We start from the raw sequence: 25,375 nt of genomic DNA on the forward strand, positions 1-25,375 counted from the left end.
GGCATATAGCTTTGAAATCATATTCCAACTTACATATAGGACTCGTTGGATGCGGAAACTGGGGCCGATATATTTTACGGGATCTTAAAGAATTGGGAGTTAGAACAAGTGTTGTTGCGCGATCCGAACAAAGTCGGAATCATGCAACAGCTTATGGCGCAGATTATATTGTAGAATCAATAGAAACATTGGATGAGGATATCAATGGTTTTATAATTGCAAGCAGTGCCAGCACTCATGTTGCAAATATCCGGTCTTTGTTGCCACGCAACAAGCCTATATACGTAGAAAAGCCTTTAGGCATCGACTTTCATGATGTCAACAAGATTGCCGCAGAGTCACAAGGATTAGTGTATGTCATGCATAAATGGCGTTATCACCCAGGTATCGAGGCACTTGAAGCATTGGTCCAATCTGAAGAATTAGGCCCGATCACGGGCTTGAGACTGCAGAGGACGAATTGGGGAAAACAACATAATGATGTAGATTGCGCGCTTCAGCTATTACCCCATGATTTGTCGATAACTCTTCAAATTTTGGGGTATATCCCTCCATTAGACACCGTCATTCGCAATCCATTGGGAGATACCCACTTTGGGTTATTCGCTTCATTGACAGATAGGGAGCAAAACGTTCATGTTACTATCGATGTCAATAATATCGCACCTGGTAATGTGCGCTCTGTTGCAGTCGGATTTAAGAAAGGCGTAGCGGCTCTAACGGATAGCTTCGCTGAGGGAATCACGATCTACCGAGAATACGGTATGACCCAGATGCCGGAGGTTCGTCAGATCTCGCCGGACATGCCTCTTATGCGGCAAATAAAAGCATTTCTTGAGTATCTTTGTGGAGGAGCTCCGCCTTTAAGTACAATCCAGGACGAATTACTCATTCTAAATCGTATACACGCTATACGAAATAAACTTTATGGTGACCTCTCATGACGTATTTCAAACAATTATTCACTAACGCTAACAGTAAGTCCTCCGCCAAGATACTAATTTATAAGACAGTTACTTTACTCCGTAATGGGTTCAGGTGGCCTTCAAACAAAAATCCGACTTTCACAATTGTGGTCCCAACATATAATCACGGACCGCTGCTCAAGCATGCCCTGGATAGTTTATTACAACAAACTATACAAAGCTTTGAAGTGTATATTGTCTGTGACGGCGCTGTCGACGATGGAAGAAAGATTGCTTGGCAGTACGCGAGTAAGGATAGCCGAATCCATGTTCTCGATCGCCCGAAAGGTGAACGTCTAGGTGAGGTTCATAAGCATGAAGCTCTGCTGGCTGCCAATGGAAAGTATGTCTGTTACCTTGGAGATGACGACTTATGGTTTCCCGATCACTTGCAATATATGGAACAAGCACTTGCTAGTAGTGATTTTGCACATAGTCGATATGTATCTGTCAACAAAGAAAAAATAGATATTATAAACGAAACTCTAGAGAACTTCTATACGCGAAAACGAATGCTTATTAAAAAGTTCAATATTTTCGGTCCTACTATCGCGGGGCATCGATTAGAAGCTTACCACCGACTACCTGAAGGCTGGTCTCCAGCCCCACTCGATGTATGGTCTGACTTACACATGTGGAGAAAATTTTTACGATATGATGGTTTAACGTATTCAACGATACCTATGGTAACCGCCCTCTTTCTCCCCTCCCTTATAAGACCTGACCTAACCTTGCAAGAAAGAGAGCAGGAGATGATCTACTGGTTTGATAAAATAAAGAATCCTACCTTCCGAGACTCTCTACAGGATTTATTTGACCAACCATCGACTTAACCGTATGTACATTTAACGTAAGGGTGAAGGAACACTAAAAGCCATCATAGAATACATTTACTTTCAATGTAATAATATGGTGGCTACCCCCCACTATAACGAAAATCAACAACATCAAAAGCAAATATTTTACTACTGGTAACAAATAGGAAACAGCATGTAACCATTTTACAGGTGAAGCTTCAAGGTTTGTTATAATTAACATCAATATAGTGAACCTCATTACGATCAGCAGCATCAAATTTGATCATGTAGAGTTAAATAATTATAAAGTGAACTAGTGCCTGCTTTCTGTGCGCCTCCTATCAAGAAGTCCGGCATTTTTTTCATATCCTCTTTTACTCCCACACTTATTCCATGAATTGATTTTCTTTCAAATATTGAATTACTTGCTCGACAGATTGTTCCAATGTTTGTTTATCCGACTCTATAACGATTTCTGGTTGTGATGGTTCTTCATAGGGTGAAGATATGCCAGTAAATTGCTGAATTTCGCCACTTCTCGCTCTCTTGTACATGCCCTTAGGATCTCTGTCTTCGCATACATCCAAAGGGCATTTCACATATACTTCTATAAAGTCTTTCCCCAAAAAAAGTTCGCGAACCATATCACGATCTTCTCTATACGGCGAGATAAATGCAGTCAGAGCAAACAATCCAGAATCAACAAAAAGCTTAGTTACTTCACCAATTCTACGAATATTTTCTTTCCGATCCCCCGGACTAAAACCAAGATTTCTGTTCAACCCGTGACGAATATTATCCCCATCCAGCACATAGGAACGAATGCCAAACTCATATAATTTCTTCTCAACGGCCATCGCCAATGACGATTTGCCGGCGCCAGATAAACCTGTAAACCATATTAGACAACTCTTATGATCATTTAATATGTAGCGATCTTCTCTAGAAATCTTGGTTTCTTGCCAAATGATATTTGTAGCCTGATTTATCAAAGAAGTTCACCTCAAGATATCATTAATAGAAAATATATTCGCCACCAATTGTAACACATTTCGACAAGCTTATTTACAGAGCCTTGATCATTTATAGTAATATATCGTCATATTTGATAGAATAAAAAGGATTTCTCTATTAATTTTCATCATTCAAACAAAAGAGGAGTTCTACTTAAATGAGCGCAAGAAAGAGCACAACGAGCGGCATGAAACCGCTAAATGCGACAAATATTTCAATATGGAGCTGGATCGGCGCCATCGGCATCGCTCTGTTTCTACTTATTACTCCGTACAATCAGGCTTTATTCAACGGCTATTCCTTCAACTTCGAGTCGTCGATCTACAAGGCGATATTCTTCGGACTCGTTTTATTGCTGCTAACAGCGATTTACTTGCTTAAGCACTGGAAGCTGGACGATTACCGAGGCATTCTCTCGATCGCTGCTTTACTGCCCCCTTTCATCTACTGGTTAGCTTCATTCCAGGCGGTTTCCAGCTATTACGCTTCATTCATGACCTTCATATTTGTACTGCTTGCTGCTTTGTTTATCGCAGGACTGTACTTTGCGGAAACTGTGCAGACTCGTAAATTGATCGAATATGCGCTAATGCTTTCCTCTTATATCATTGTATTGTTCGGTTTGTTCAATTTGTTCGGTCAAACGTATTATCGCGATGCGTTATGGCTTGCCCATGATGGATACAGACTTACAGCTGTCTTCCAATACTCGAATACATATGCAGGTTTCCTTGTCGCCGTATTTCTAGCCGCCCTCTATTATGCATCACACTGCACAAGATGGCAGGCAAGATTGGCTCATTCGCTTATGCTTGTTCCGATATGGATATCTTTCATGCTGACCTACTCGCGCGGCGCTATCGTCATTATTCCGGTCATGGTGCTCGCTGTTCTTCCATTCCTCCGTTTGTCTCGTCAGATTACATATATCGTCTATATGGCTCTATCCGTTGTAGCTGCAATGGCCGTACTTGGATCTATAACGACGAAAGCCGATGCTATTGCTAAACTTGTTCAGCCCACAACTGACAAACAAGTCGATACGATCTCATTGTTCAGCTCGTTGCCGTTGCAAAGCTGGGCACTGCTTATTACTGCATCCGCTGTCGTTGCCGGCATTATACTGCTACTTGAAGCTAAAGCATCCAGCTGGTTTGAAGCCAAAACAACGAAGCTTGCATCGTTCAATTGGTCTTTCATTGCCGTTCCCGCTGCGATAATCGTTTTAGGCGCAATTGCGGCTGGCGCTCTGTTAGGAAGCAGCGCCGTACGAAGTTTGCTGCCGGATAAGATTGCCGAGCGTTTCGAGAGCATTAACTTCCAGCAGCATAGTGTGCAGGAACGCTTCACCTTCTATAAGGATGGCTTGCGCTTAGCTGAAGACTACCCGTTGCTTGGCGGAGGAGGCGGAGCTTGGCAATCGCTATTCGAGCAATACCAGAACAACCCGTATTGGAGCAGACAAGCCCATAGCTTCTTCGTACAGGTGCTCGTTGAGACCGGTTGGCTCGGTCTAGCATCGCTCGTCCTGTTAATTGGCGGAGCCTACTGTTTCTATATTTGCTCCTATATCCGTCATCCTGAGCGTAGAGGAAGTCATCTTATTTTCTTCATCTTCTCTCTTGCGCTTCTCATGCATAGCGCTCTCGACTTTGACATGAGCTTTGTATTTATAAGCAGCATCGTATTCCTGTCACTAGGCTGTATGGTTGCCCCTTTCGGCAGCAAGCTTCCTATTGCGCGTTTGCAAAAGATAAAGCCCGCAAGCTGGAGCCGTCTCATCTATCCGGTTGTCATCAGCCTATCAGCTATCGTTCTGCTAGTCATAACTATTTCCAACAATAGCGCCAATCAGCTGTATAACAAGACGATTCGCCAAGCATCACAGAAAGGCGCAACACTTGGCGATGTGCTGCCGTCGCTCGACAAAGCAATCAAACGATCGCCGAACCAAACGACGTTCAGTCTGACCAAGGCGAACTGGCTTAAGCAAGCCTATGACAATAGCAAGGACGGGGAAGTGCTTGCCGGAGCGTTGTTCACCTTGGAAGAGGCAAAGGAGCATGATTCCAATAATCGCAGCATTATCGCGATGCAGTTGGACCTCTACCAGCTTAACAATCAGCTGTCTACTTCGATTGAATTGTTGGAGGAAGGCATCACTAAGTTCCCTTGGGATATTCAGTTCTACGACAAGGCAATTCTCGCCTATGGAGAAGGTATAAAGGATGCAGATGCCAAACAAGACAGCGATTCTGCGGACCAATACAAATCCCGCCTGAGCGAAATCGCGCAGGAAGTCGAGCGAAGAACGGCACAGCTTGCCGATCTGCCGCCTGAACAGCAGCAAGGACGCTCCTTCAGCTTGTCTGAAGCGGCCCAAGAAGCACTTCAGACACTTCTAGCAAGCAAATAACTTACCTTTATAGAAAGACCGCAGAAGCGCATCCAGATGCGTCTCTGCGGTCTTTCTTCCTCCTACGGTCATAATTTTAATGGTATGTTTCGAGGCTTCCAAGAATAAATAGCAATAGTACGCCCAAATCTATTCTGGCAGGAAGGAGAAGCCAATTGAAACGAGCGCGGAATCCCAAATGGTCTTTTGTGGTGATGCGCGGCGCTGACAAAACCGTTAAACAGTTTCACGTATCGAAGCGGTCGGTCGTCGTGATACCGACTGTCGCCGTACTCGCGGTTTCAGGCTGGATTGCAAGTCTCCAGATGCAAGCGACCGATGAAATCGACGGTCTGGAGGAGCAATTGTCTAATCAGACTGCACAGTTCACACAAACCGTCTCCGGAAAGGACGAGGCGATCGTCTCATTGCAGCAGGAATTGCTCCAACTGTCGCGCCAAGCGCAAGAAATGAAACAAAAGCTGATTGAGCTTCAAGAGCTGGAGAATAAGCTTAAGCAGTTCATCGAGAAATACGGCAGCGGAATCGCTCCATCGAGCGGCGAGGCTAATGTCGTTGAGAAGGAAGTAAGCACGCTGTCCGGAGCAACTAGCAGCCCAAGCTCAACGAATCTCTCCCGGACCTCTTACTCTTCCGCTCTCATGGGAGGCAATGCCCGTCAGCTTGCTTCGCTTGCTCAGTATACAGGCCTTGATCTTCAGGCGCTTAGCGGTATGGTCGATGCCATGGAAATATCGATGGAGCAGACGCTGAGGCATGCGCAAGCGAGAAGAGAGACGGTCGACGGATACCCCTCCGGCTGGCCGACGCGTTCCCGGCAATTAACATCAGGCTTTGGTTATCGCAAAGACCCTTTTAGCGGGAAGACCGCCTTCCATGCCGGCATCGATATAACAGGGAAGCTCGGAGACCCTGTATTCAGCGCGGCCGAAGGAACCGTGACGGAGACGGGCATCGACGGCGTGTTTGGCAAATATATTGTCATCGAGCATTTGGGCGGCTTAAAAACTACTTATATGCACTTGAAACAGATTGAAGCAAAGGAAGGTGATCTCGTCGTTCGCGGCGAGAAAATCGGCCTGCTCGGCTCGAGCGGCAGAAGCACGGGCCCGCATTTGCATTTTCAAATCTTACAGCAGAGCGAACCGGTGAATCCACTGAAATATCTCGCTCTCGTAAAGGAGAATTGAAGCTTATGTTCAAGGAGAACAAACGGGTCATCGCTACTGATACGCTAATCGGTCAGGGTACCCTGACCGAAGGTAAAATGGTATGCGAGGCAAGCCTCCGCATCGAGGGGGAATATCGCGGCGACATTGAATGCAAAGGCAATGTCATCATTGGCGAATGCGGCGTGGCGCGCTCGAACATTACAGCTCAAGACGTTACCGTTGCCGGGAAAGTCATTGGCGATATTACGACGAAAGGTCGGCTTATTATTACCGCATCCGGCCAAGTGAACGGTAATCTGTACGCGAACATACTCATTGTCCAAGACGGCGGCATCATTAACGGCAGCTGCCAGATGGAAGTGCCTAAGGAAGCCAAGGGCAAAGGCGCTTCCGACTCAGACAGCCATCATGCCGCTAATAACAAGGATCAAGGCGGCAGAGAAGGCAAGGAGAAATCGAGGCAAGCCGGTTAATAGGGCGAAGTCTTATACTTACTTTTTCCAAAAATAAAAACAAGCCGTTTACGCACACTCTCCTCCCCGAAGAGACTGAGTTGCAGAAACGGCTTGTTGACTTAACCGGCCACGTCCCGCTTGTTGAATATGTACCAGGTGAGTGCGATAAACAGCGCGTAATAGATACCGAGTATTCCCAGCGAGAATCCAAGTGTCATGTCGCCATCCGTCGTGTGCCCGATGTATCTCGTAAGATCCAGATGAGTAAACAGCAAATAGTCGATCCATGTGTAATTCAGCAGGGAGAACAGAGAATTAATGATATCCATGGCCAGCAATAGGAACAGGGCAAGACCAATGGCGAGTGCGCTGCTGCGGAATATCGTTGACAGCATGAATGCCAGTGTAATCATAACGACCAGCGCAACAAACTTCATCACATAGAACTGGAAGAGGAACTGCAACGATGACATGTTCTCTTGTCCGGGCAATTGCTCCTGAATCGCGTTAGCAGTATCGGATGGAAACAGTCCGAAGCACAGCCAATTCACCAGCCATACACTTCCGAACAGCATTACGGTCAACAGAGCAGCGAATAATACCACTGAAATATATTTGGACAGCAATATTTTTGATCTCGACCACGGTCGAATGAGAAGCAGCTTTATCGTTCCTGAAGTAAACTCCTCCGCTACGCTTACTGCCGCTATGACCACAGAGAAGATAGTCACGAGCAGAAATAAAATAAATGACTCCCAGTAAGCAACCGTCCACATCGTAGTTTCCCGGCCATCTAGAATGAGCCACATGACCGAGATCAGTATTACTGCGCCAATCAGTAAGCCTGCCATGATATAGGTCCGCGGTCGGAAATAGATTTTAATATTTTCGTTTCGTACAAGCTGCATAAAATCACCCAATTCGCTCGCCTCCTGTCACTTCCAAGAACTGATCTTCCAGCGACTTGATCTGTGCGCGGATACCGAATACTTTAATGCCTGCCGAGACTAATAGCGCATTAATAGCAGCCGTCTGCTCGCGATCAACTTCTACTGCGATCGCAACGATGCCCTCAGCTTGAGCAACGAACTCAGCAGCCGTAAGGGCTTCAATCGCCGCTTCTACTTGATCGACCTCAATAAGCGTACGCACGCTATCTAATGACGGCTTGCTGCCCTGCAGCACTCGGACGTCGATTAGTTTACCGTTCTGGATAATAGCTACACGGTCGCACATCAGTTCCATCTCAGCAAGCAAGTGGCTCGATACGAACACCGCAATCCCTTCGACCTTGGACAGCTCGCGCAAATAATCGCGCAGCTCGCGAATACCGGCCGGATCGAGACCGTTAGTAGGCTCATCAAGAATAAGCAGCCTCGGTTTATGTAGAATGGCCTGCGCTACGCCAAGTCGTTGCCTCATGCCAAGCGAGTACGTCTTCACCTTATCATGAATCCGTCCCTCCAGCCCGACGAGCCGAACGACCTCCTTCACTCTTGCTTCCGTGACGCCTGGGAACATACGAGCGAAGTGCATCAGATTCTGATAACCGGACAAATATTTGTACATTTCCGGGTTTTCTACGATTGCGCCTACATGCTTAATCGCTTTCTCGTATTCCTTCGTGATGCTATGGCCTTCAATCCATATTTCACCTTCAGTTATGGAAATCAATCCAACCATCATACGGATGGTTGTCGTCTTGCCCGCGCCGTTAGGACCAAGAAAACCAAATACTTCCCCAAGCGGCAATTCCAAGGTTAAGCGGTCGATGATCGTACGGCCGCCAATTTTCTTCGTTACATTTTGCAATCGGACTACTGGCTGCTCCACTCTATTACACTCCTTTGTACTGCAATTAATCAATCTAATCATTATAAATGATATAGGAAACAAATGGAAGTTAATGATTGGTACAATGAAAAAAGCCTTCATCTACAACTTTCCGTAGAGTGAAGGCCTTCAATGTCGTCCGCCTTAGTAGATATGCTCGGAATGCTCGGCAACCTTGGCATCTGCTCGAAGGAACACTTTGTAGTCATAATGATCGAATTTCGCGTTTATCGTATTGGCCGTCTTCTCTTCTTTCAGACTGCATGCTGTGCAGAAGCACATCGGATGCACGACTCTGTAGAACCCGGTTCGGAATTGTACATTAGTCTTCGGACTTGGGACCAGTTCTCCGCATGTTACGCAATAATAACGCTGATCAATTCGGTTCATTGGCTAGATCGCTCCCTCTCGTCTATATGTATAATGGGTCAATCCTCCACCTCATGCTACAATATGTATCTTTTTAGCGTAAAATTTACGATCAGATTACCTCTCTTCGTCGATATCGTCTTTTTGCAGCAAATCTCGCCAGTTTGGGCCATAGGGGCAGCTGCAGTGCCGCAGCTTCCAGCAATCTCGCTTGCCATCCATAAACGTAGACTATTCTGCCATCACGATGTATAGCTTTTAACCGGCCAATAATACTCGTAAAGTCGATCGGAGCTCTCCTCAGCTTGCTGGTATCACCTCGAAAAGTATACCGTGTTGCATTCACCGCTTTCTCCACATTAACGATTCGTTCGATGAGCAGCTCCCCATCCACGCTTGCGTATAAGCATACATCGCCAGGTCGAAGATCTTTCTCGTTTACTCTTGAGAACGTTGATATATTACCCTCGCGCAGCAGTGGAAACATGGCATCCCCATAACAAGTAACATCGATCTCACCTTGACGTTCAACGATAGCCGCTATTATTGCAGGCAGCCCCATACGCTTCTCTACAGCTTTCATAAATCTGCTCCTACACCAAGTTCGATTGACTTATGATTTCATCCCATTTGATGCCTAAGTTAATGACATCATCTTCGGCCAGTTCAGCCCCGCTCTGCACCTCAAGCAGTTCCAGGTCGGTAATCGCACGCAGGCTATGACGGGTACGTCCGGGTATCGTTACGGCATTGCCCGCTGAGACCGGTCTCAGCTCTTCATCAATAATAGCTACTCCTTCGCCTGACAAAATCGTCCACGTTTCGTTTCTATTAAAATGAAGATGATAGCTCATGTTCTCTCCTGCCGCGATGAAAACTCTCTTGGACACGACCTGCCCTCCTGACGCTAGACGCGCCTTATCGACAATGATCGTATGCCCCCAATGCTTTTCCTCATAGTTGGGTTTTGCATTCATCGCCTGCAGCATCTCACTGATCTGATTGCTATGCAATCGATCGGCAATTAAAATGCCGTCGGGACTCGCCGCTACGAGCAGGTTGCTTAGACCGATAATTTGAATGGGAATATCGAGATGATTAATAAGCTGAGACTGGTCATGAGAACGATCGATCTTCTCCTGCTCCTTCAGAGGAAACGCGATTTCCTCCGATATCGTCCGCCATGAGCGAAGATTTTTCCATACGCCGTTGTAGTAGACGACCGAACGGGATGTCTCGCATTCCAATAACGCAGTCTCGATGCTAGATTTAGGCAGCTTCGAATATTGCTTATACAACTCGTCGTAATGAATAGGAAGACTCAGCGCGATTAACTTCGAGATCATATAATCGAGAGAGAAAGCGTATATTCCGCTGCCCAGTGGCCGCTGTTGCTCATTTCCAGACTTCGGCGCCATCCCGATTAACATAAGCTGCGAGCCGCTTTCGCGAAGCCGATCCGGAAGCTCCTGGACCCATTCGAAAAAATCACTTTCAACATATGCATCAACCGGCATAATTATGACGGTCTCGGCGAGCGAGACACCTGCGATTGAGTAAAGATACGAAGCAGCCAGCGCAATGGCGGGAAAAGTCCCGCGTTGCTCCGGCTCTATAATAAGCGGCGTCCTCTCGCCTGTCTGCCGCTTCAGAAGCTCCATCTGCTCTATGCTTGTTGCAAATCTCGTATGCTCCTGAAGACCGGCGTCGCCAAGCTGACGCCATAACCGCTGCACCATAGACTCGAGATCGCCATTAGGCGCCTCCAATACGGATAAATATTGCTTCGCCCTCGTGTTGCTGGACAAAGGCCACAAACGCTTGCCCGAGCCTCCTGACAACAATATAATTTTCAATAGCCTCGTCCCCCTGCCTGCGCAGGTTGTCCGAGTATGGGTTGACCGAGAACCCGTCTCCAATGATTCTGATGAACGAGCCGTTGATAGGATTGATGAATTTTGAACTGCTGCGGCTGCTGGGCAAGCAGCTCTTGATTCATGACTCTGACAAGCAGAGAGCGCAACAGACCAGATGACTGGAAGGACATGCCATGAAGATATGTATCCTGGACCTTCTTGTTCCACTGAATCGTCCCGCGCAGCACAATTGGAATTTGATTAATCGTCATGCGAATATCGACCATGTAATTCTCTTGAACCGGAAGCTGAACCTTGCTTGAGAAACACAATCCTTCATGACTTAAGTTCATTAGAACAACCGTGCTTACTCCGCGCGACAGCAACTGTCCGTGCTTGTCCATCAGACGAAGCTCTGCTTCTACACCTTCTTGAAAACGCAAACGGATATGTGCCCTGGAATTGTCTTTGTCATGCAGCGACATAAAGCATTCCTCCTATTCTATGAAATGTTTTTTTCGTCATTTTCAATAGAAAAGCATGCAAATCGTGCGATTACGTATTAGTATTATAAGTAGCAGACAGCGGATCATTCAGACATTTCGGGGGGAAGAGAAATGAATATCGGCGACCGAATCGCTCAATTGAGAATTGTACGGGACTGGACACAGGAATTGACCGCAGCTAAGCTCGGTATCTCTCGCGCCTCATTATCACATTATGAGAAAAATCGGAGGGAAGTCGGCAACGAATTGTTGGCCAAATTCGCGGACTTATATGAGGTCACAATCGATTATCTGGTTGGACGGACGTTAATTCCTAAGCAAGTTCTGACGGAAGAGATTCGCAGCTTCGTTGATCGACTTGAACTGACGGACGAGCAGTTGTTAAGCAAGTACAGTCTCACTTTAGATGGCAGAATGCTCACGCTAGATGAGACGAAACATTTCATTGCCTACCTCAGAGCGAGACGTTCAACCTTCTAGATGCCTCTCAGCCCAGTTCTCGTCTTGAATGCCCAATTCCGCTAGTATCTCTGAAACCTCTAGCAGCACTTTAGTAGATGCTGCGTTCATTTCTTCATCGGATTGATTCATTAGGTCACTCACTGCCACAATCGTCTCCCACATCTATTAATAGACCTTTAATGCTGCAATATATCCATTATAAACCAGTCCGTAGATGGAGACTGTCGGATAATGGTTGCGGCTTTTTTCTATTTTGGGGGCATTTTGTCGAAAAAGCAGCTGCCGGACTAACGTTTGTTGCCACATTGCAGTTTCTGCAATAGATTCGCTTATTTCATCCCAAGTAATCAATCCTCATTGCACTAACTGCAACAGATATAGGTTTTGGGGTCCCGACTCCCTTCGTGAAGGACGAATCAGTTGCAAAAAGTGCAACCACATAGCCTATTTCTGCCTCTTCCACTCTATTCTGTTGCAATAACTGCAACGCGAGCTCTTCAGCAGCAAACCGAACTTGAAAATTGTTTGTATAGAAAAAAGGGACTGCCACCAAAAAAGCTTTATCAGCTTCTTTGGCGCAGTCCCTTTGTCTATGCGATTTATTTGCCGCCTGAACGAGCGAGCTCTTTCTTATTCGCTTCGAATGCAGCAAGCAATGCCGCTTCACCCTGCAAGCCCGTATCTTCGGCCTTGCGGATCTGTTCGAGCATACGTTTGTAGTCCTTCGGAATGACTTTCACGAACTTAGCAAGCGATCCGTCCCAGTCGCTTAGAACGCGTGCACCGATAGCACTATCCGTATACTGGACATGCTTCTCGATCATGCCGCGAAGCTCAGCAATGTCAGCTTCCTCTTCTACGCGCTCGAGCAGCACCATCTCGATGTTGCAGTGCTTGTAGAAGTCGCCGGTTGCATCGTATACATAAGCGACGCCGCCCGACATGCCTGCCGCGAAGTTACGGCCCGTTGCGCCTAGAATGACAACACGTCCGCCTGTCATGTATTCACAGCCGTGGTCGCCAACGCCTTCAACGACGACGCTGACACCGGAGTTACGAACCGCGAAGCGTTCGCCCGCGATACCGCGGATATACGCCTGACCGTCTGTACCGCCGTATAATGCCGTGTTGCCGATAATAACGTTCTCTTCGGCAACGAAGGACGCCTTCGGCGATGGAGCGACGATGACCTTACCGCCGGAAAGACCTTTGCCGACGTAGTCATTGGAGTCGCCTTCGATCGAGAGCGTAATGCCCTTCGGCAAGAATGCGCCGAAGCTTTGGCCGGCTGTTCCTACGAAGTGGTACGAGATCGTATCTTCAGGCAAGCCTTTCGCGCCGTAGCGGCGAGTTACCTCGCTGCCCAGAATCGTTCCGACTACGCGATTCGTGTTCAGAATCGGGAACGTTCCGCTTACGCGTTCGCCGCTCTCCAGAGCCGCTTGTGCGCCAGGCACCAGCTTCTGCATATCAAGCGACAGCTCAAGTCCGTGGTTCTGCTCTTGTACACAGTGTCGAGCAGCATCTTTCGAAACTTCGGACTGATACAACAAGCCGGAGAGATCGATGCCTTTCGCTTTGTAGTGCTCAAGCAATTGTTTCGTTTCCAATAGCTCAACGCGTCCAACCATCTCTTGGATGGTGCGGAACCCAAGCTCAGCCATAATCTCGCGAAGCTCTTCCGCGATGAAGCGCAAGTAGTTAACCACATGGCTAGGATCGCCCATGAACTTCTTGCGAAGCTCAGGATTTTGCGTCGCTACGCCGACTGGGCAAGTATCAAGCTGACATACGCGCATCATGACGCATCCAAGTACGATAAGCGGAGCCGTCGAGAAGCCGTACTCTTCAGCGCCGAGCAATACAGCGATCGCTACGTCGCGGCCCGTCATCATTTTGCCGTCTGTCTCAACGGTTACGCGGTCGCGCAAGTTGTTGAGCATAAGCGTCTGATGCGTCTCAGCAAGACCAAGCTCCCAAGGCAGACCCGCGTGGCGGATCGAGCCCATTGGCGATGCGCCTGTACCGCCGTCATAGCCGCTGACCATAATTACGTCTGCGCGGCCTTTGGCAACGCCGGCTGCGATTGTGCCTACGCCAACTTCGGATACGAGCTTCACGTTAATGCGAGCGCGCGGGTTAGCGTTCTTCAGATCGTGGATCAGCTCAGCCAAATCCTCAATCGAATAAATATCGTGATGCGGAGGAGGCGAGATCAGACCTACGCCCGGCGTAGAGCCGCGAACCTCGGCAACCCATGGATATACTTTGAGGCCTGGCAATTGTCCGCCTTCACCCGGCTTAGCGCCTTGGGCCATCTTGATTTGAATCTCATCGGCATTAACCAAGTAGTTGCTTGTTACGCCGAAACGTCCCGATGCGACTTGCTTGATCGCGCTGCGGCGGGAATCGCCGTTCGCGTCCGGAATGAAGCGCGCCGGATCTTCGCCGCCCTCGCCCGTATTCGACTTGCCGCCGAGACGGTTCATCGCGATTGCGAGGCTTTCATGCGCTTCCTTGCTGATCGAGCCGAACGACATCGCGCCCGTCTTGAAACGTTTCACGATCGATTCAACCGATTCAACCTCATCCAGCGCAACCGCTTGGCGGCCGCCCTTGAATTGAAGCAGCGAACGAAGCGTCAGATGTTTCTTGTCTTCGCCTTGAATAAGCGCGGAGAACTTCTTGTACAGCTTGTAGTCGTTCGCACGCGATGCCATCTGCAGCGTGTGGATCGTCTGCGGGCTGAACAAGTGGTCTTCTCCATCCTTGCGCCATTGATAGTCGCCGCCGGAATCAAGCTCTCTCTCAGCGCCTTCTTGTTCGGCGTAAGCACGGTTGTGATGCTTCAGCGTCTCTTCGGCAATGACATCGAGACCGATGCCGCCGATACGGGACGGAGTCGTCGTGAAGTATTCGTTGATGACTTCTTCCTTCAAGCCGAGCGCTTCGAAGATTTGAGCGCCGCGGTACGATTGAATCGTCGAAATACCCATTTTGGACAATATTTTTACAACGCCCTTAGTCGCTGCTTTAATGAAGTTCTTAACGGCTTTCTCATGCGATACTCCGCGCAGCATGCCTTGGCGGATCATATCGTCAAGCGTTTCGAATGCCAGGTACGGGTTAACTGCGCTTACGCCGTAACCAAGCAGCAAGGCGAAGTGATGAACTTCACGCGGCTCGCCGGATTCAAGCAATAGAGCAACCTTCGTACGCGTACCTTGGCGGATCAAGTGGTGATGCAGCGCCGATACGGCAAGCAATGCCGGAATAGCTGCATTTTCTTTATCTACGCCGCGGTCGGATAGAATAAGCATATTATGACCTTTGTCGATAACGCGGTCAGCCGCTTCGCACATTTGTTTGAGTGCTGCGCGCAGACCAGCTTCGCCTTCGCTTGCAGGGAAGAAGATCGGAAGCGTGATCGACTTGAAGCCAGGACGGCGCACATGGCGGAGCTTCGCGAACTGTTCATTGGACAGAATCGGCGTATCCAGCTTAATGTGACGGCAGCTCTCAGGCTCTGGGTTAAGCAAGTTGCGCTCAGGTCCGATTGTCGTACCTGTTGCCGTAATGATCTCCTCGCGAATCGCGTCGATCGGCGGGTTCGTTACTTGCGCGAACAATTGCTTGAAGTAGTTGTACAGACGCTGCGGACGTTCCGACAACACTGCTAGTGGAGCGTCGTAGCCCATCGAGGCGATTGGCTCCATGCCGCTTCCAGCCATCGGCTCAAGCACTTTGCGCACGTCCTCGAATGTGTAACCGAATGCTTGCTGGCGCGTTTGCACCGTTGCGTGATCCGGCTCCGGCAATTCCGGCGCCTCTGGCAGATCTTCCAAATCAACGAGATGCTCGTCGAGCCAATCGCGGTACGGATGCTCGGCAGCGATCTGAGCCTTCACTTCCTCATCGGAAATGATGCGGCCTTCCTTCGTGTCGACAAGCAGCATGCGTCCTGGACGCAGACGGTCTTTGTATAAAATATCCTCAGCCGGAATTTCAACCGTTCCCGCCTCGGAACCTAGAATGATATGATCATCTTTCGTTACATAGTAACGAGCTGGACGAAGACCGTTACGGTCTAGCACAGCGCCGATTTGGACGCCATCAGTGAAACCCATAGCTGCTGGTCCGTCCCACGGCTCCATTAGGGTGCTGTGATATTCGTAGAACGCTTTGCGATCATCGCTCATGCCTTCATGGTTGGACCAAGGTTCTGGTACCATCATCATCGCAACGTGCGGAAGCGAGCGTCCCGACAGATGCAGGAATTCAAGCGTGTTATCGAACATCGCCGTATCGGAGCCATCCGGGTTGATGATCGGTTTGATCTTCTCGAGATCGTCGCCGAACAATTCGGTAGCGAACAGCGTCTGACGCGCATGCATCCAGTTGACGTTGCCGCGCAGCGTGTTGATCTCGCCGTTATGAATTAAATAATGGAATGGATGCGCGCGCTCCCAGCTTGGGAACGTGTTCGTGCTGAAACGGGAGTGAACAAGCGCCATTGCCGTAACAACCGACTCATCGCCCAGCTCCGTATAGAACGAACGAACCTGCTCCGTCGTAAGCATTCCTTTGTATACGATTTTTCTGGAGGAAAGGCTGGAGAAGTAGAACATATTCCCGCCTTCTTTGCCGGCAAAACGAATAGCAAGCTCCGCGCGTTTGCGGATTACATACAGCTTGCGTTCGAATGCAAGAACTTCCTTACCTTGAAGCTCCTCGCTCTTGCCGATGAAGATTTGGCGAACGTAAGGCTTAACAGCCAGTGCCGATTCGCCAAGCTTCGAGTCGTTCGTAGGAACGGTACGCCATCCGATAAGCGGCTGGCCTTCCTCCGCTACGATCGATTCCAGCTCGCGCTCAATCGCATTGCGCGCAGTCTCGTTCTGAGGCATGAAGATCATGCCTACCGCGTATTGTCCCTCTTCAGGCAGTTCAATCTCTTGCTTCTTCATCTCGTTCGAGAAGAAAGCATGCGGGATTTGAAGCAGAATACCTGCTCCGTCACCTGTGTTAGGCTCGCTGCCTTGTCCGCCGCGATGCTCCATGTTCTCGAGCAGCGTCAGCGCCTGGCGAATGATTTTATGCGATTTTTTCCCCTTGATGTTGGCCACAAAGCCCATGCCGCAGGCGTCTTTCTCAAATTGCGGATCATAAAGACCCTGCTTAGGCGGCAATCCCAAAATACGTTCTTTCATTGTGCGCAACCTCTCTATCAGAAGATTTTTGGGTAAGCATGTTCGTTTCTCACTTAGGAAGATGAAAAAAAAGCTCGAATGAAGACGCGGTTGGCTTCATTTTTGGCTTGTTTTATCATAGAATGGTAGTCAGCGAAGCGCATCGGCTTGCTCCTTGCCATCCTTGTTAAACGGCTTTGCGACTCTTATCCTGGCGCCTCCGTTTAATGTTGACCATATCCCGGGCCGTATACCGCCATTACGCGATTATTATATTATTTTAACATCAGGCCAAAACGGAATCAATTTAATATTTTTATGATTGTGATAAGAGTTGTTTACCACCAGGGGGAGTTGCCTGCTTTCGCGGACAAGCTTCTCCATATCATATTAGCAAAAGGACGTGGATTTTTTGTATAGCAAATTAAGGAATCATTCGCGCAATATGAAGCTGGCTCTGCTCGCAGCGGTGATGCTGGCCGTCATTATTGCTGCTACTTCACCGGGAACGGCAGTACCCGCACAAGCGGCGGAAGGCAGCTCGTCCTCCTCGGTTAACGAGTATAAAATCGTTGCGATAGGCGACTCATTAACGGCGGGATACGAGCTCGGATTCACAGAAAAGTCAGTCCCGTACGGTTTCGTCGAGCATGTATACGAGCAAGCATTGTTTCATGGCTTACGCAGCGAAGTCGCCAATTACGGCGTCATCGGACTCAAAACTAATGGACTCAAGAAATGGCTTGAAGCTGCTGCCGGCGGGGCAGACAGCGTCATGGCAAGCAATATGCAAGAGGGCTTGCCAGATCCAAGGGTCGACCTGCTCTTCGCAGGAACGAAGCAGCTCCGCGAATCGCTGACGCAGGCTGACCTTGTCATTATGACGATCGGCGGCAACGACTTCTTGACTGTCGTTCGGAAAGAAGGGAAAGACGCGGTATCTGCTGAGCTGAAGATCGTACTGGATAATTATAAAACCGATCTGCTTGCAACGCTCCGCCTCGTCCACAAGCTAAATCCGAATGCGCAAATCGTTATAGCCGATCAATACTTGCCTGTTCCGACTCCGTACAAGATTGGCAATACAACGATCACCAAGTTCGATGAAGAAATACGACAGATTCTTCTAGAAGGTGTTAAGGAAATTAAGGACATATTGGCCGGCACGGCCGAGCTTCTAGCCAAGGAAGGCTTGCAAATCAAGATCGCTGGCATAGCGGACGGCTTTGCAGGCAATGAGCTCGGACTTACCGCTATTGCCAAAGGCGACATTCACCCGAACCGACTTGGCTACTCCGTTATCGGCAAAGCATTCACCAGCACGATCTGGGGCGATTATCGAACAGTGAAGCCAAGAGCAGCCGGTGTACCGCTATCGATCATTGTCAAAGGCACGGAGCTCTCGACATCGAATCCGCCTCTGCTCATTAAGGGACGCACCTACGTTGCCCTGCGAGATATTATCGACGGCTTCGGCGCTAAGCTCGACTGGAACGCCAAGGGGCAGATCGCTACGATCAAGCTTGCGGAACGAACGGTCGACATTCAGATCGGCGCAACGTCGATCAAGGTGAACGGCCAGTCGATTAAGCTTAACGCCGATCCCGCATTTATCTACAAGAATAACGGCACTGGCAAGACTTATGTACCGCTAGCCGCATTGACTGAAGGACTTGGCTTCCAAGTTGTCTATCGCGATTTGCTTAAAACAATCTTTATAAATATGTAGCCGATTTTTACGATATAATGTAGAACGACGTAACGATGCTATCATTCTTACTTATCATAATCCTGCTTCAATTGAATCAATTGCTCCAAGCCTTTGGCGGCCCAACGCTGCAAACGGTCAAGACCCGCGATCTCGGCTTCAGCCGCAGCAAGCAATGATTGCTTGTAATCGGGGACTTGGCCGTTATATTTATTCAAGTCACGAAGCAATACATTTGTTTTCTCTGTATAACTAAGCGCGCGGCGCTCGTGAAACATCGGCACGTCGGGATTGTACGGGTTATGCAGATCTCCCTGCTCCGGATGCTTCAATACCGCCAGCACCTTCACAAGCGCACGCGGACCGCTCAGCTCCATCAGCTCGCAGGCATATTGACCCGTCCGTACTTCTGCGCGTACAACATCTCCAATCTTGAAACCTGGCTCATTGCGATTTATCGTTTCCATCATTATACTCCTCCTTAACTGTATTGCGGAGCAAACACACTTCGTAAGCATTCGCCTATTAGGCCGATTAGTCAGCTTGACCTTGCTTGCGTATGCCATTAAGGATAGTTTATTGTCCATAATATTAGCAAGCCTGACCGGATAAAACTTGTGTTAACAGCGCTTGCATCGTAATATGGAAATAGAAAAGAAGGTGACATGTATGCGTAAGAAAAGAGTGCTGCTGCTCTCAGAAGGCTTCGGCTCCGGCCATACGCAAGCAGCATACGCGCTTGCAACCGGGTTAAAGCAGCTCAGCCCGGATGTTCAGACACGCGTCATTGAGCTTGGCAAATTTTTGAATCCAGTGATTGGCCCTTTGATTGTCTCCGCCTATCGGAAAACCGTCAGCAAGCAGCCTAAGATGGTCGGTCTTATGTATCGCAGCGGTTATAAGAAGTCACTGAATCGATTAACGCAGCTCGCTCTTCATCGTGTGTTTTATACCCAGACTTCCCAAGTCATATCGCAGCTTAAGCCAGACGTTATCGTATGTACCCATCCCGTTCCCAACTCGGTAGTCGCTCGCCTCAAGCGGCTCGGACTCGACATAAAGCTGCTTACGGTCATTACCGATTACGACGCGCACGGCTCTTGGGTTAATCAGGAAGTAAACAAATACCTTGTATCTACGCAGCAAGTAAAGCAGCTGTTGGTTGATAAAGGCATATCCATAGACCAAGTAGAAGTTACGGGCATCCCCGTTCACCCTAACTTTTGGCATACATATGAGAAGGCTGAAGTTCGAAAGCAATTCGACTTGAAGGCGATGCCTACCGTGCTCATTATGGGCGGCGGCTGGGGCATAATGTACGAGGATAACGCGCTTGAATATATGACCAAATGGCGTGAAACGACCCAGCTTATTTTTTGCGTCGGATCTAACGAGAAGATGAAGGAAAAAATGCAGGCGGACCCGCTGTTCCAGCATCCGAACGTCCGCATCATGGGATTCACCCGCGAGGTGAACAAGCTTATGGACGCCTCCGATCTGCTCGTGACGAAGCCGGGCGGGATGACCTGTACGGAAGGCATGAGCAAAGGCATTCCGATGCTGTTCTACGAACCGATTCCAGGCCAGGAAGAAGAGAATTGCGAATACTTTATAAGCAATGGCTTCGGCGAAATGCTTGATTCCAACGATACGGTAGACCGCTGGTTCAAGCTGATCCATGAGCCTTACGCGTCAGGACAATTCCGTGACAGCCTGCTAACGAAGCGCAATCAACAATACGATCCGAAGAGCTGTCCGAGAGCCGTACTGCAATTAATGCAGTAACGGCTTTTTTTTATTTCGGCGAGACATGGTTAGCATAAATACTATCTGGTTAAATGCATAGTATAACTGAAGAAGGGAGCTGTTGCAGGATGAAGTCACAGATGGCAGACGGCAAGACGATTATTTTAAGACTCGAGATTGATACCAATGCGGCTCAATTCGGCCGTGCGGCTACAGCCATAGAACAAGCGAAAGGCGATATTATCGCCATTGACGTCATACATACAGACAAAAATAAGAGCATTCGCGATCTTACGGTGAAGATTGCCGAGCACGGCGCAGCGGAGCGCCTAACTGAAGCGCTGGGGTCACTTCCCGGTATAAAGCTTGTTCATATTTCCGACCGGACGTTTCTGCTCCATCTAGGCGGCAAAATAGCTATTCAACCGAAAACCCCCATTCAGAATCGCGACGACTTGTCGCGCGTCTATACTCCGGAGGTCGCCAGAGTATGCCAAGCCATTTATGAAGAACCTTCCAAAGCTTATACGCTGACCATTAAACGAAACACCGTAGCAGTCGTCTCCGACGGCAGCGCCGTGCTTGGCCTCGGGAATATCGGGCCCTATGCGGCAATGCCGGTCATGGAAGGCAAGGCGATGCTGTTCAAGCAATTCGCGGATGTTGACGCCTTTCCGATCTGCTTGGACACGCAGGATACGGAGCAGATTATTGCGGCGGTCAAGCATCTCGCGCCGGGCTTTGGCGGCATTAACCTCGAGGACATATCCGCGCCGCGCTGCTTCGAGATCGAGCGGCGTCTGCGCGAGGAGCTCGACATTCCGGTATTTCATGACGATCAGCATGGCACGGCCGTCGTGCTCTACGCCGGCCTGCTGAACGCTCTTAAGCTGACGGAGCGAACCTTAGGCGAAGCACGGATCGTCGTCTGCGGCATCGGCGCTGCGGGCACAGCCTGCACGAAGATGCTGCTTGCCGGCGGGGCGAACCATATCGTAGGCGTAGACCGAGAAGGCATCCTGACGGCCGATCGCAGCTACGACAATCCGATGTGGCAATGGTATGCGGACAACACGAATCAAGAGCGCCGCAGCGGCGGATTGGCGGAGGCGCTCGCAGGCGCTGACGTATTCATTGGCGTATCGGCGGGCGGCATTCTTACGAGAGAGCATATCGAGACGATGGCGCCGCAACCGATCGTATTCGCCATGGCTAACCCGGAACCCGAGATTCGTCCTGAGCTCGCGGAAGATATTGTGGCTGTATTCGCTACGGGCCGCTCGGATTATCCGAATCAGATCAACAACGTATTGTGCTTCCCCGGCATTTTCCGCGGCGCGCTTGACAGCCGCGCTACCGTCATTAATGAGGCGATGAAGGTTGCGGCGGCGGAAGCGATTGCTTCTGTCATAAGCGACGATGAGCTTAATAAAATGTACATCGTGCCAAGCGTATTCAACGGCCGTGTCGTCGAGGAGGTTCGCCGCCGCGTCATCCAAGCGGCGCAGCAGAGCGGCGTATCGCGCAGACAGACGAGAGAGTAGCGGTAGATAGCGAATATAACTTTAGGAGCTGAGACCACATGGTCCGGCTCCTATTTTTATGAAACCTGAAGCGCTCTAAGCCGTATTGCTATGACCACCGGCCTCGGGTGGCGCGCATTGAACAGCTGTTTACTTTATACCTAGGTTTGTGTGCTATAATGAAACTGTATGCATGACTTATGGCTTATGCCGTGTGAAATTCTTATCAAGCAATGGAATATCCAAGCCAACTCATACTATGATTAAGCATATAAAGTCCTTATTTCAGTCTTAGCCATTTCATTGTTAAGCTAGCTTTATGTGCAGGTCCGCTAACGGTAAAGGAGCCTGTTAATGTTTCAGAACATTGTCGATTTTTTGGCCGACTTCGGTCCTTGGGGATTAGCCGTTCATGCTTTCCTCGATGCAGTCATCTTTCCGATACCCGCATTTTTCTTGCAAGTAACCCTTAGTCTTATGAATCCCGCTACCGCGCTTTGGCTTGCCACGGTCGGTTATATCGCCTGCCTCATCGGTACGCCTGTCGGATATTATCTAGGCAAAGTAATGGGGAAATCCGTCCTCTACAAATTTCTCAAAAAAGAATGGATCGACGCGGCAACCGACCGGTTTCAAAAAAACGGCGAGGCTGCTATTCTGATCGGTTCGTTCACGCCAATTCCTTTCAAAGTATTCACCATCCTATCCGGATGCTTGAATTTCCCTTTATGGAGGCTGATCGGCTATGCTGCAATTGGCCGCGGTCTTAAGTTTTATATTGTCGGCTGTTTGTTCTATTTCTACGGCCGTGCCGCGGAGCATATGGTCAAGGACGTCTCGCTTTATATTTTCCTCGTCGGCGTTCCGCTTATCATCATCTTCCTGCTTATTCGCAGACATCGCAGTAAGAAGCGCGCAGCAGCCGACAATCAGGAGTCAATCAGCAGCGGCAGCTAGCATAGCCGTTAACAATAGAAAGAGCTGTATCCTTGCATGAATGGCAAGGATACAGCTCTTTCTTTATTCGTCCATCGGCTCGACATGGACATGAACGCTCATAATATTGTGCTTCTTGCCCATCCTCTTCTCGATCTCGTCGCTAATGCGATGGCTCTCAATCAATGATAATCCGGGATCAACCTGTACGATCACATCAATCAGCACATTGCTTCCGTGCACGCGGGCTTTTATATCTTTGATCGACTTGACCCCTTTCGTCCCGGCAACCATCGATCGAAGCGTAATCAGCTCCTTCGCATCGAAGCCGTCAGTAAGCGCATGCGTCGAGCTGTAGAAAATTTCCCAAGCCGTCTTGCAGATGATGATGCCTACCGCGATTGCCGCTACAGTATCAAGCCATGGCAGACCGAACTGCGCTCCAATAATGCCTATCGCAGCGCCGATACTGACAAGCGCATCGGATAAATTATCTTTTGCTGCTGCTAACAACGCCTGATTGTTGATACGCAGCGCGAGCTTGCGATTGTACATGTACACACCGCCCATGCAGGCTGCCGCGAATAACGCCACCCATGCTGTGATCAAGTTTGGTATATGCTTCTCCGCTCCAAACAATGATTTCACCGCATCGATCAGCACTTGTAAGCCTACCGTAGCCATAATGAAGGACGCGATCAGCGCTGCAATCGTCTCCGCCCGAAAGTGGCCGTACGGATGATCCTTGTCCGGCGGCTTCTGCGAAATCCGAAGTCCGATCAACACCGCAGCCGACGCTACGATGTCGGTTAAGTTGTTGTAACCGTCCGCAACGAGAGCGCCCGATGCGAACCAATACCCAGCTCCGAGCTTGAGCGCGGATAGAACCAGATAAGCACCGATGCTGACCCAAGCGCCCTTCTCGCCCTGCTTAATATCATCGTACCCCGTCAAAGCATGCCCTCCCACTGTTTCATCAGCCGTTACCGCCGCCACCAGATCGCACCCTATATTAACATACTGGTATCATACCCGAGCAATTCGATTTGGGTCTAGAGAAACAGTGTTTACCAGGTGCATACATTTATGCATGCCGCCAAGTTTTTTGACCTTATCCAAGCGTAAATGTCATCTATCCCCAACGATTAATCTCTATATTTCTTCAGCAAAATAACAGCGTTGTGTCCACCGAAGCCGAATGAATTGGACATCCCAATGTGTAAATCGGCGTGACGTGCATCGTTCGGCACGAAATCCAAATCGCATTCCGTATCGGGCTGCTCCTGATTAATCGTCGGCGGAATAATGCCGGTTCGAAGGCTCATCGCCAAGGAGATCGCTTCCGCACCGCCCGCGGCACCCAGCATATGACCGGTCATCGATTTGCCTGCCGTTATCGGCACTTGCTTGGCGTACTCGCCGAACAGCCTCTTAATCGCAACCGTTTCCGACTTATCGCCAATCTCGGTGCTTGTTGCATGGGCATTGATAACATCCACTTCCTCCGGTTTAATCCCTGCATCCTGAAGCGCCGCTTTCATGGCAAGATAAGCGCCTCTGCCTTCAGGATGAGTCGCGACCATATGATAAGCGTCGGAGCTTGCGCCATAACCAATGACTTCCGCTACAATAGGTGCATTTCTCCTTAGAGCATGCGATAAAGACTCGAGTACAAGGATGCCTGCGCCCTCTGCCATGACAAAGCCGTCTCTACCGGCATCGAAAGGTCGGCTTGCTCGTTGCGGTTCCTCGTTCCTCGTCGATAGCGAAGTGGCATTGCCGAAGCTCGCTAGCGATATTTCCGATATAGCCGCCTCTGCGCCTCCAGCGAACATCACGTCTGCATATCCTCCCTTGATGAGCCGAAACGCTTCGCCGATGGCCGTATTGCCTATCGAGCATGCCGTTACCGGTGACATCGTCGGGCCGAGCGCGCCATACTTAATGCTGATCATTGCGGCAGCCATATTCGAAATCATCATTGGCACAAGCGTCGGACTTACCCGCTCCGGCCCGCGTTCGCGAAGGACGCCGTCCTGCTCAATCAGCGTCTGGATTCCGCCAATACCTGATCCCACATAGACGCCCATTCGTTCGAGATCAATCCCTTCCAGCTGAATTCCGGCGTTAAGAAGCGCTTGATCTGCCGCAGCAAGGGCATATTGCGTAAACCGGTCCATGCGGCGCGCTTCCTTGCGCCCGAATAGGCTATCCGGATCGAAGTCTCTCACTGCTCCTGCTATTTTGGACTTGAACCTTGCCGTATCGAATTGATCGATATGCGTAATACCGGAAGCGCCTTTGATCAATTCGCTCCAATAGCTGTCAACGTCATTGCCAAGCGGCGATACGATGCCCATCCCCGTCACTACAACTCTCTCCATCCTAGTTCCTCCTCGAATAACGATTATGGAGGTTATCATGTCAT

The 25,375-nt window shown here is 49.3% G+C and carries 22 protein-coding genes; 10 read left to right on the forward strand and 12 right to left on the reverse strand.

Going from position 1 to position 25,375, the window contains the following annotated elements; genetic code table 11:
- Positions 1-11: 11 nt before the first annotated feature.
- Together AC0YN0_RS24870 and AC0YN0_RS24875 are read left to right on the forward strand one after the other, a co-directional pair.
- Positions 12-944: a Gfo/Idh/MocA family protein gene (locus AC0YN0_RS24870; protein ID WP_475823667.1), complete on the forward strand. Its 933-nt coding sequence runs from the start codon at positions 12-14 to the stop codon at positions 942-944.
- Positions 941-1,798 (forward strand): glycosyltransferase family 2 protein, encoded by an 858-nt coding sequence (locus AC0YN0_RS24875; RefSeq protein ID WP_475823668.1) that lies wholly within the window; start codon positions 941-943, stop codon positions 1,796-1,798. The genes AC0YN0_RS24870 and AC0YN0_RS24875 overlap by 4 nt, the downstream gene beginning before the upstream one ends.
- 350 nt (positions 1,799-2,148) lie before the next feature.
- Here AC0YN0_RS24875 and cysC read toward each other — a convergent pair whose 3' ends face one another.
- Complete coding sequence (gene cysC, locus AC0YN0_RS24880; protein ID WP_475823849.1) at positions 2,149-2,751, reverse strand: adenylyl-sulfate kinase; 603 nt, start codon at positions 2,749-2,751, stop codon at positions 2,149-2,151.
- 182 nt (positions 2,752-2,933) lie between these two features.
- Between cysC and AC0YN0_RS24885 the strand changes: the two genes are divergently transcribed.
- The 3 genes from AC0YN0_RS24885 to AC0YN0_RS24895 all read left to right on the forward strand — a co-directional run bounded on the left by AC0YN0_RS24885 (position 2,934) and on the right by AC0YN0_RS24895 (position 6,837).
- Complete coding sequence (locus AC0YN0_RS24885; protein WP_475823669.1) at positions 2,934-5,192, forward strand: O-antigen ligase family protein; 2,259 nt, start codon at positions 2,934-2,936, stop codon at positions 5,190-5,192.
- Between the two features lie 155 nt (positions 5,193-5,347).
- Positions 5,348-6,382 (forward strand): peptidoglycan DD-metalloendopeptidase family protein, encoded by a 1,035-nt coding sequence (locus tag AC0YN0_RS24890; protein ID WP_475823670.1) that lies wholly within the window; start codon positions 5,348-5,350, stop codon positions 6,380-6,382.
- 5 nt (positions 6,383-6,387) lie between these two features.
- A complete protein-coding gene (locus AC0YN0_RS24895) occupies positions 6,388-6,837 on the forward strand; it encodes a bactofilin family protein (protein ID WP_475823671.1) in 450 nt (149 codons plus the stop codon).
- 101 nt (positions 6,838-6,938) lie between these two features.
- Here the strand turns inward: AC0YN0_RS24895 and AC0YN0_RS24900 are convergent, their stop codons facing one another.
- The 6 genes from AC0YN0_RS24900 to AC0YN0_RS24925 form a co-directional block, all read right to left on the reverse strand.
- Positions 6,939-7,739 (reverse strand): ABC transporter permease, encoded by an 801-nt coding sequence (locus AC0YN0_RS24900; protein ID WP_475823672.1) that lies wholly within the window; start codon positions 7,737-7,739, stop codon positions 6,939-6,941.
- Positions 7,732-8,652, reverse strand: coding sequence for an ABC transporter ATP-binding protein (locus AC0YN0_RS24905; protein ID WP_475823673.1), 921 nt, complete (start codon positions 8,650-8,652; stop codon positions 7,732-7,734). The genes AC0YN0_RS24900 and AC0YN0_RS24905 overlap by 8 nt, the downstream gene beginning before the upstream one ends.
- Before the next feature lie 144 nt (positions 8,653-8,796).
- Entirely contained in the window at positions 8,797-9,042 is a 246-nt protein-coding gene (locus tag AC0YN0_RS24910) for a hypothetical protein (RefSeq protein WP_337098211.1), read from the reverse strand.
- A 91-nt stretch (positions 9,043-9,133) separates the two neighbouring features.
- Positions 9,134-9,604, reverse strand: a complete 471-nt coding sequence (locus tag AC0YN0_RS24915; RefSeq protein ID WP_475823674.1) for a hypothetical protein — start codon at positions 9,602-9,604, stop codon at positions 9,134-9,136.
- 10 nt (positions 9,605-9,614) lie between these two features.
- Positions 9,615-10,877 (reverse strand): sugar phosphate nucleotidyltransferase, encoded by a 1,263-nt coding sequence (locus AC0YN0_RS24920; RefSeq protein WP_475823675.1) that lies wholly within the window; start codon positions 10,875-10,877, stop codon positions 9,615-9,617.
- Positions 10,874-11,362, reverse strand: coding sequence for a PilZ domain-containing protein (locus AC0YN0_RS24925; RefSeq protein WP_475823676.1), 489 nt, complete (start codon positions 11,360-11,362; stop codon positions 10,874-10,876). The genes AC0YN0_RS24920 and AC0YN0_RS24925 overlap by 4 nt, the downstream gene beginning before the upstream one ends.
- Positions 11,363-11,494: 132 nt before the next feature.
- On the opposite strand from AC0YN0_RS24925, the gene AC0YN0_RS24930 reads away from it, so the two are divergent.
- Positions 11,495-11,863: a helix-turn-helix domain-containing protein gene (locus AC0YN0_RS24930; protein ID WP_475823677.1), complete on the forward strand. Its 369-nt coding sequence runs from the start codon at positions 11,495-11,497 to the stop codon at positions 11,861-11,863.
- Here the strand turns inward: AC0YN0_RS24930 and AC0YN0_RS24935 are convergent.
- Both AC0YN0_RS24935 and gltB read right to left on the reverse strand, forming a co-directional pair.
- Positions 11,852-11,992: a hypothetical protein gene (locus AC0YN0_RS24935; RefSeq protein ID WP_475823678.1), complete on the reverse strand. Its 141-nt coding sequence runs from the start codon at positions 11,990-11,992 to the stop codon at positions 11,852-11,854. The genes AC0YN0_RS24930 and AC0YN0_RS24935 overlap by 12 nt on opposite strands.
- 452 nt (positions 11,993-12,444) lie before the next feature.
- A complete protein-coding gene (gene gltB / locus AC0YN0_RS24940) occupies positions 12,445-17,055 on the reverse strand; it encodes a glutamate synthase large subunit (protein ID WP_475823679.1) in 4,611 nt (1,536 codons plus the stop codon).
- A gap of 391 nt (positions 17,056-17,446) precedes the next feature.
- On the opposite strand from gltB, the gene AC0YN0_RS24945 reads away from it, so the two are divergent.
- Positions 17,447-18,763, forward strand: coding sequence for a stalk domain-containing protein (locus tag AC0YN0_RS24945; RefSeq protein ID WP_475823680.1), 1,317 nt, complete (start codon positions 17,447-17,449; stop codon positions 18,761-18,763).
- A gap of 47 nt (positions 18,764-18,810) precedes the next feature.
- Here the strand turns inward: AC0YN0_RS24945 and kapB are convergent, their stop codons facing one another.
- A complete protein-coding gene (gene kapB / locus AC0YN0_RS24950) occupies positions 18,811-19,212 on the reverse strand; it encodes a sporulation phosphorelay system protein KapB (protein ID WP_475823681.1) in 402 nt (133 codons plus the stop codon).
- A 199-nt stretch (positions 19,213-19,411) separates the two neighbouring features.
- Between kapB and AC0YN0_RS24955 the strand changes: the two genes are divergently transcribed.
- The 3 genes from AC0YN0_RS24955 to AC0YN0_RS24965 all read left to right on the forward strand — a co-directional run bounded on the left by AC0YN0_RS24955 (position 19,412) and on the right by AC0YN0_RS24965 (position 22,968).
- Positions 19,412-20,527: an MGDG synthase family glycosyltransferase gene (locus AC0YN0_RS24955; protein ID WP_442051280.1), complete on the forward strand. Its 1,116-nt coding sequence runs from the start codon at positions 19,412-19,414 to the stop codon at positions 20,525-20,527.
- Between the two features lie 89 nt (positions 20,528-20,616).
- Entirely contained in the window at positions 20,617-22,032 is a 1,416-nt protein-coding gene (locus AC0YN0_RS24960) for an NAD-dependent malic enzyme (protein ID WP_475823682.1), read from the forward strand.
- Positions 22,033-22,365: 333 nt separating this feature from the next.
- On the forward strand, positions 22,366-22,968 hold the full coding sequence (locus tag AC0YN0_RS24965; RefSeq protein WP_475823683.1) for a YqaA family protein: 603 nt from the start codon (positions 22,366-22,368) through the stop codon (positions 22,966-22,968).
- Between the two features lie 63 nt (positions 22,969-23,031).
- On the opposite strand, the gene AC0YN0_RS24970 is transcribed toward AC0YN0_RS24965, so the two are convergent.
- Together AC0YN0_RS24970 and fabF are read right to left on the reverse strand one after the other, a co-directional pair.
- Positions 23,032-23,901, reverse strand: coding sequence for a cation diffusion facilitator family transporter (locus AC0YN0_RS24970; RefSeq protein WP_475823684.1), 870 nt, complete (start codon positions 23,899-23,901; stop codon positions 23,032-23,034).
- Positions 23,902-24,092: 191 nt separating this feature from the next.
- Positions 24,093-25,331 (reverse strand): beta-ketoacyl-ACP synthase II, encoded by a 1,239-nt coding sequence (gene fabF / locus AC0YN0_RS24975; RefSeq protein WP_475823685.1) that lies wholly within the window; start codon positions 25,329-25,331, stop codon positions 24,093-24,095.
- Between the last annotated feature and the right edge of the window lie 44 nt (positions 25,332-25,375).

Source organism: Paenibacillus sp. J22P218 (assembly GCF_056269195.1).

Excerpts from the sequence above, each read along its gene's own strand:
- fabF (WP_475823685.1), bottom strand. The coding sequence starts at position 25,331 with ATGGAGAGAGTTGTAGTGACGGGGATGGGCATCGTATCGCCGCTTGGC.
- AC0YN0_RS24925 (WP_475823676.1), bottom strand. The coding sequence starts at position 11,362 with ATGTCGCTGCATGACAAAGACAATTCCAGGGCACATATCCGTTTGCGT.
- AC0YN0_RS24915 (WP_475823674.1), bottom strand. The coding sequence starts at position 9,604 with ATGAAAGCTGTAGAGAAGCGTATGGGGCTGCCTGCAATAATAGCGGCT.
- kapB (WP_475823681.1), bottom strand. The coding sequence starts at position 19,212 with ATGATGGAAACGATAAATCGCAATGAGCCAGGTTTCAAGATTGGAGAT.
- gltB (WP_475823679.1), bottom strand. The coding sequence starts at position 17,055 with ATGAAAGAACGTATTTTGGGATTGCCGCCTAAGCAGGGTCTTTATGAT.
- AC0YN0_RS24960 (WP_475823682.1), top strand. The coding sequence starts at position 20,617 with ATGAAGTCACAGATGGCAGACGGCAAGACGATTATTTTAAGACTCGAG.
- AC0YN0_RS24965 (WP_475823683.1), top strand. The coding sequence starts at position 22,366 with ATGTTTCAGAACATTGTCGATTTTTTGGCCGACTTCGGTCCTTGGGGA.
- AC0YN0_RS24955 (WP_442051280.1), top strand. The coding sequence starts at position 19,412 with ATGCGTAAGAAAAGAGTGCTGCTGCTCTCAGAAGGCTTCGGCTCCGGC.
- AC0YN0_RS24895 (WP_475823671.1), top strand. The coding sequence starts at position 6,388 with ATGTTCAAGGAGAACAAACGGGTCATCGCTACTGATACGCTAATCGGT.
- AC0YN0_RS24930 (WP_475823677.1), top strand. The coding sequence starts at position 11,495 with ATGAATATCGGCGACCGAATCGCTCAATTGAGAATTGTACGGGACTGG.
- AC0YN0_RS24875 (WP_475823668.1), top strand. The coding sequence starts at position 941 with ATGACGTATTTCAAACAATTATTCACTAACGCTAACAGTAAGTCCTCC.
- AC0YN0_RS24885 (WP_475823669.1), top strand. The coding sequence starts at position 2,934 with ATGAGCGCAAGAAAGAGCACAACGAGCGGCATGAAACCGCTAAATGCG.
- AC0YN0_RS24910 (WP_337098211.1), bottom strand. The coding sequence starts at position 9,042 with ATGAACCGAATTGATCAGCGTTATTATTGCGTAACATGCGGAGAACTG.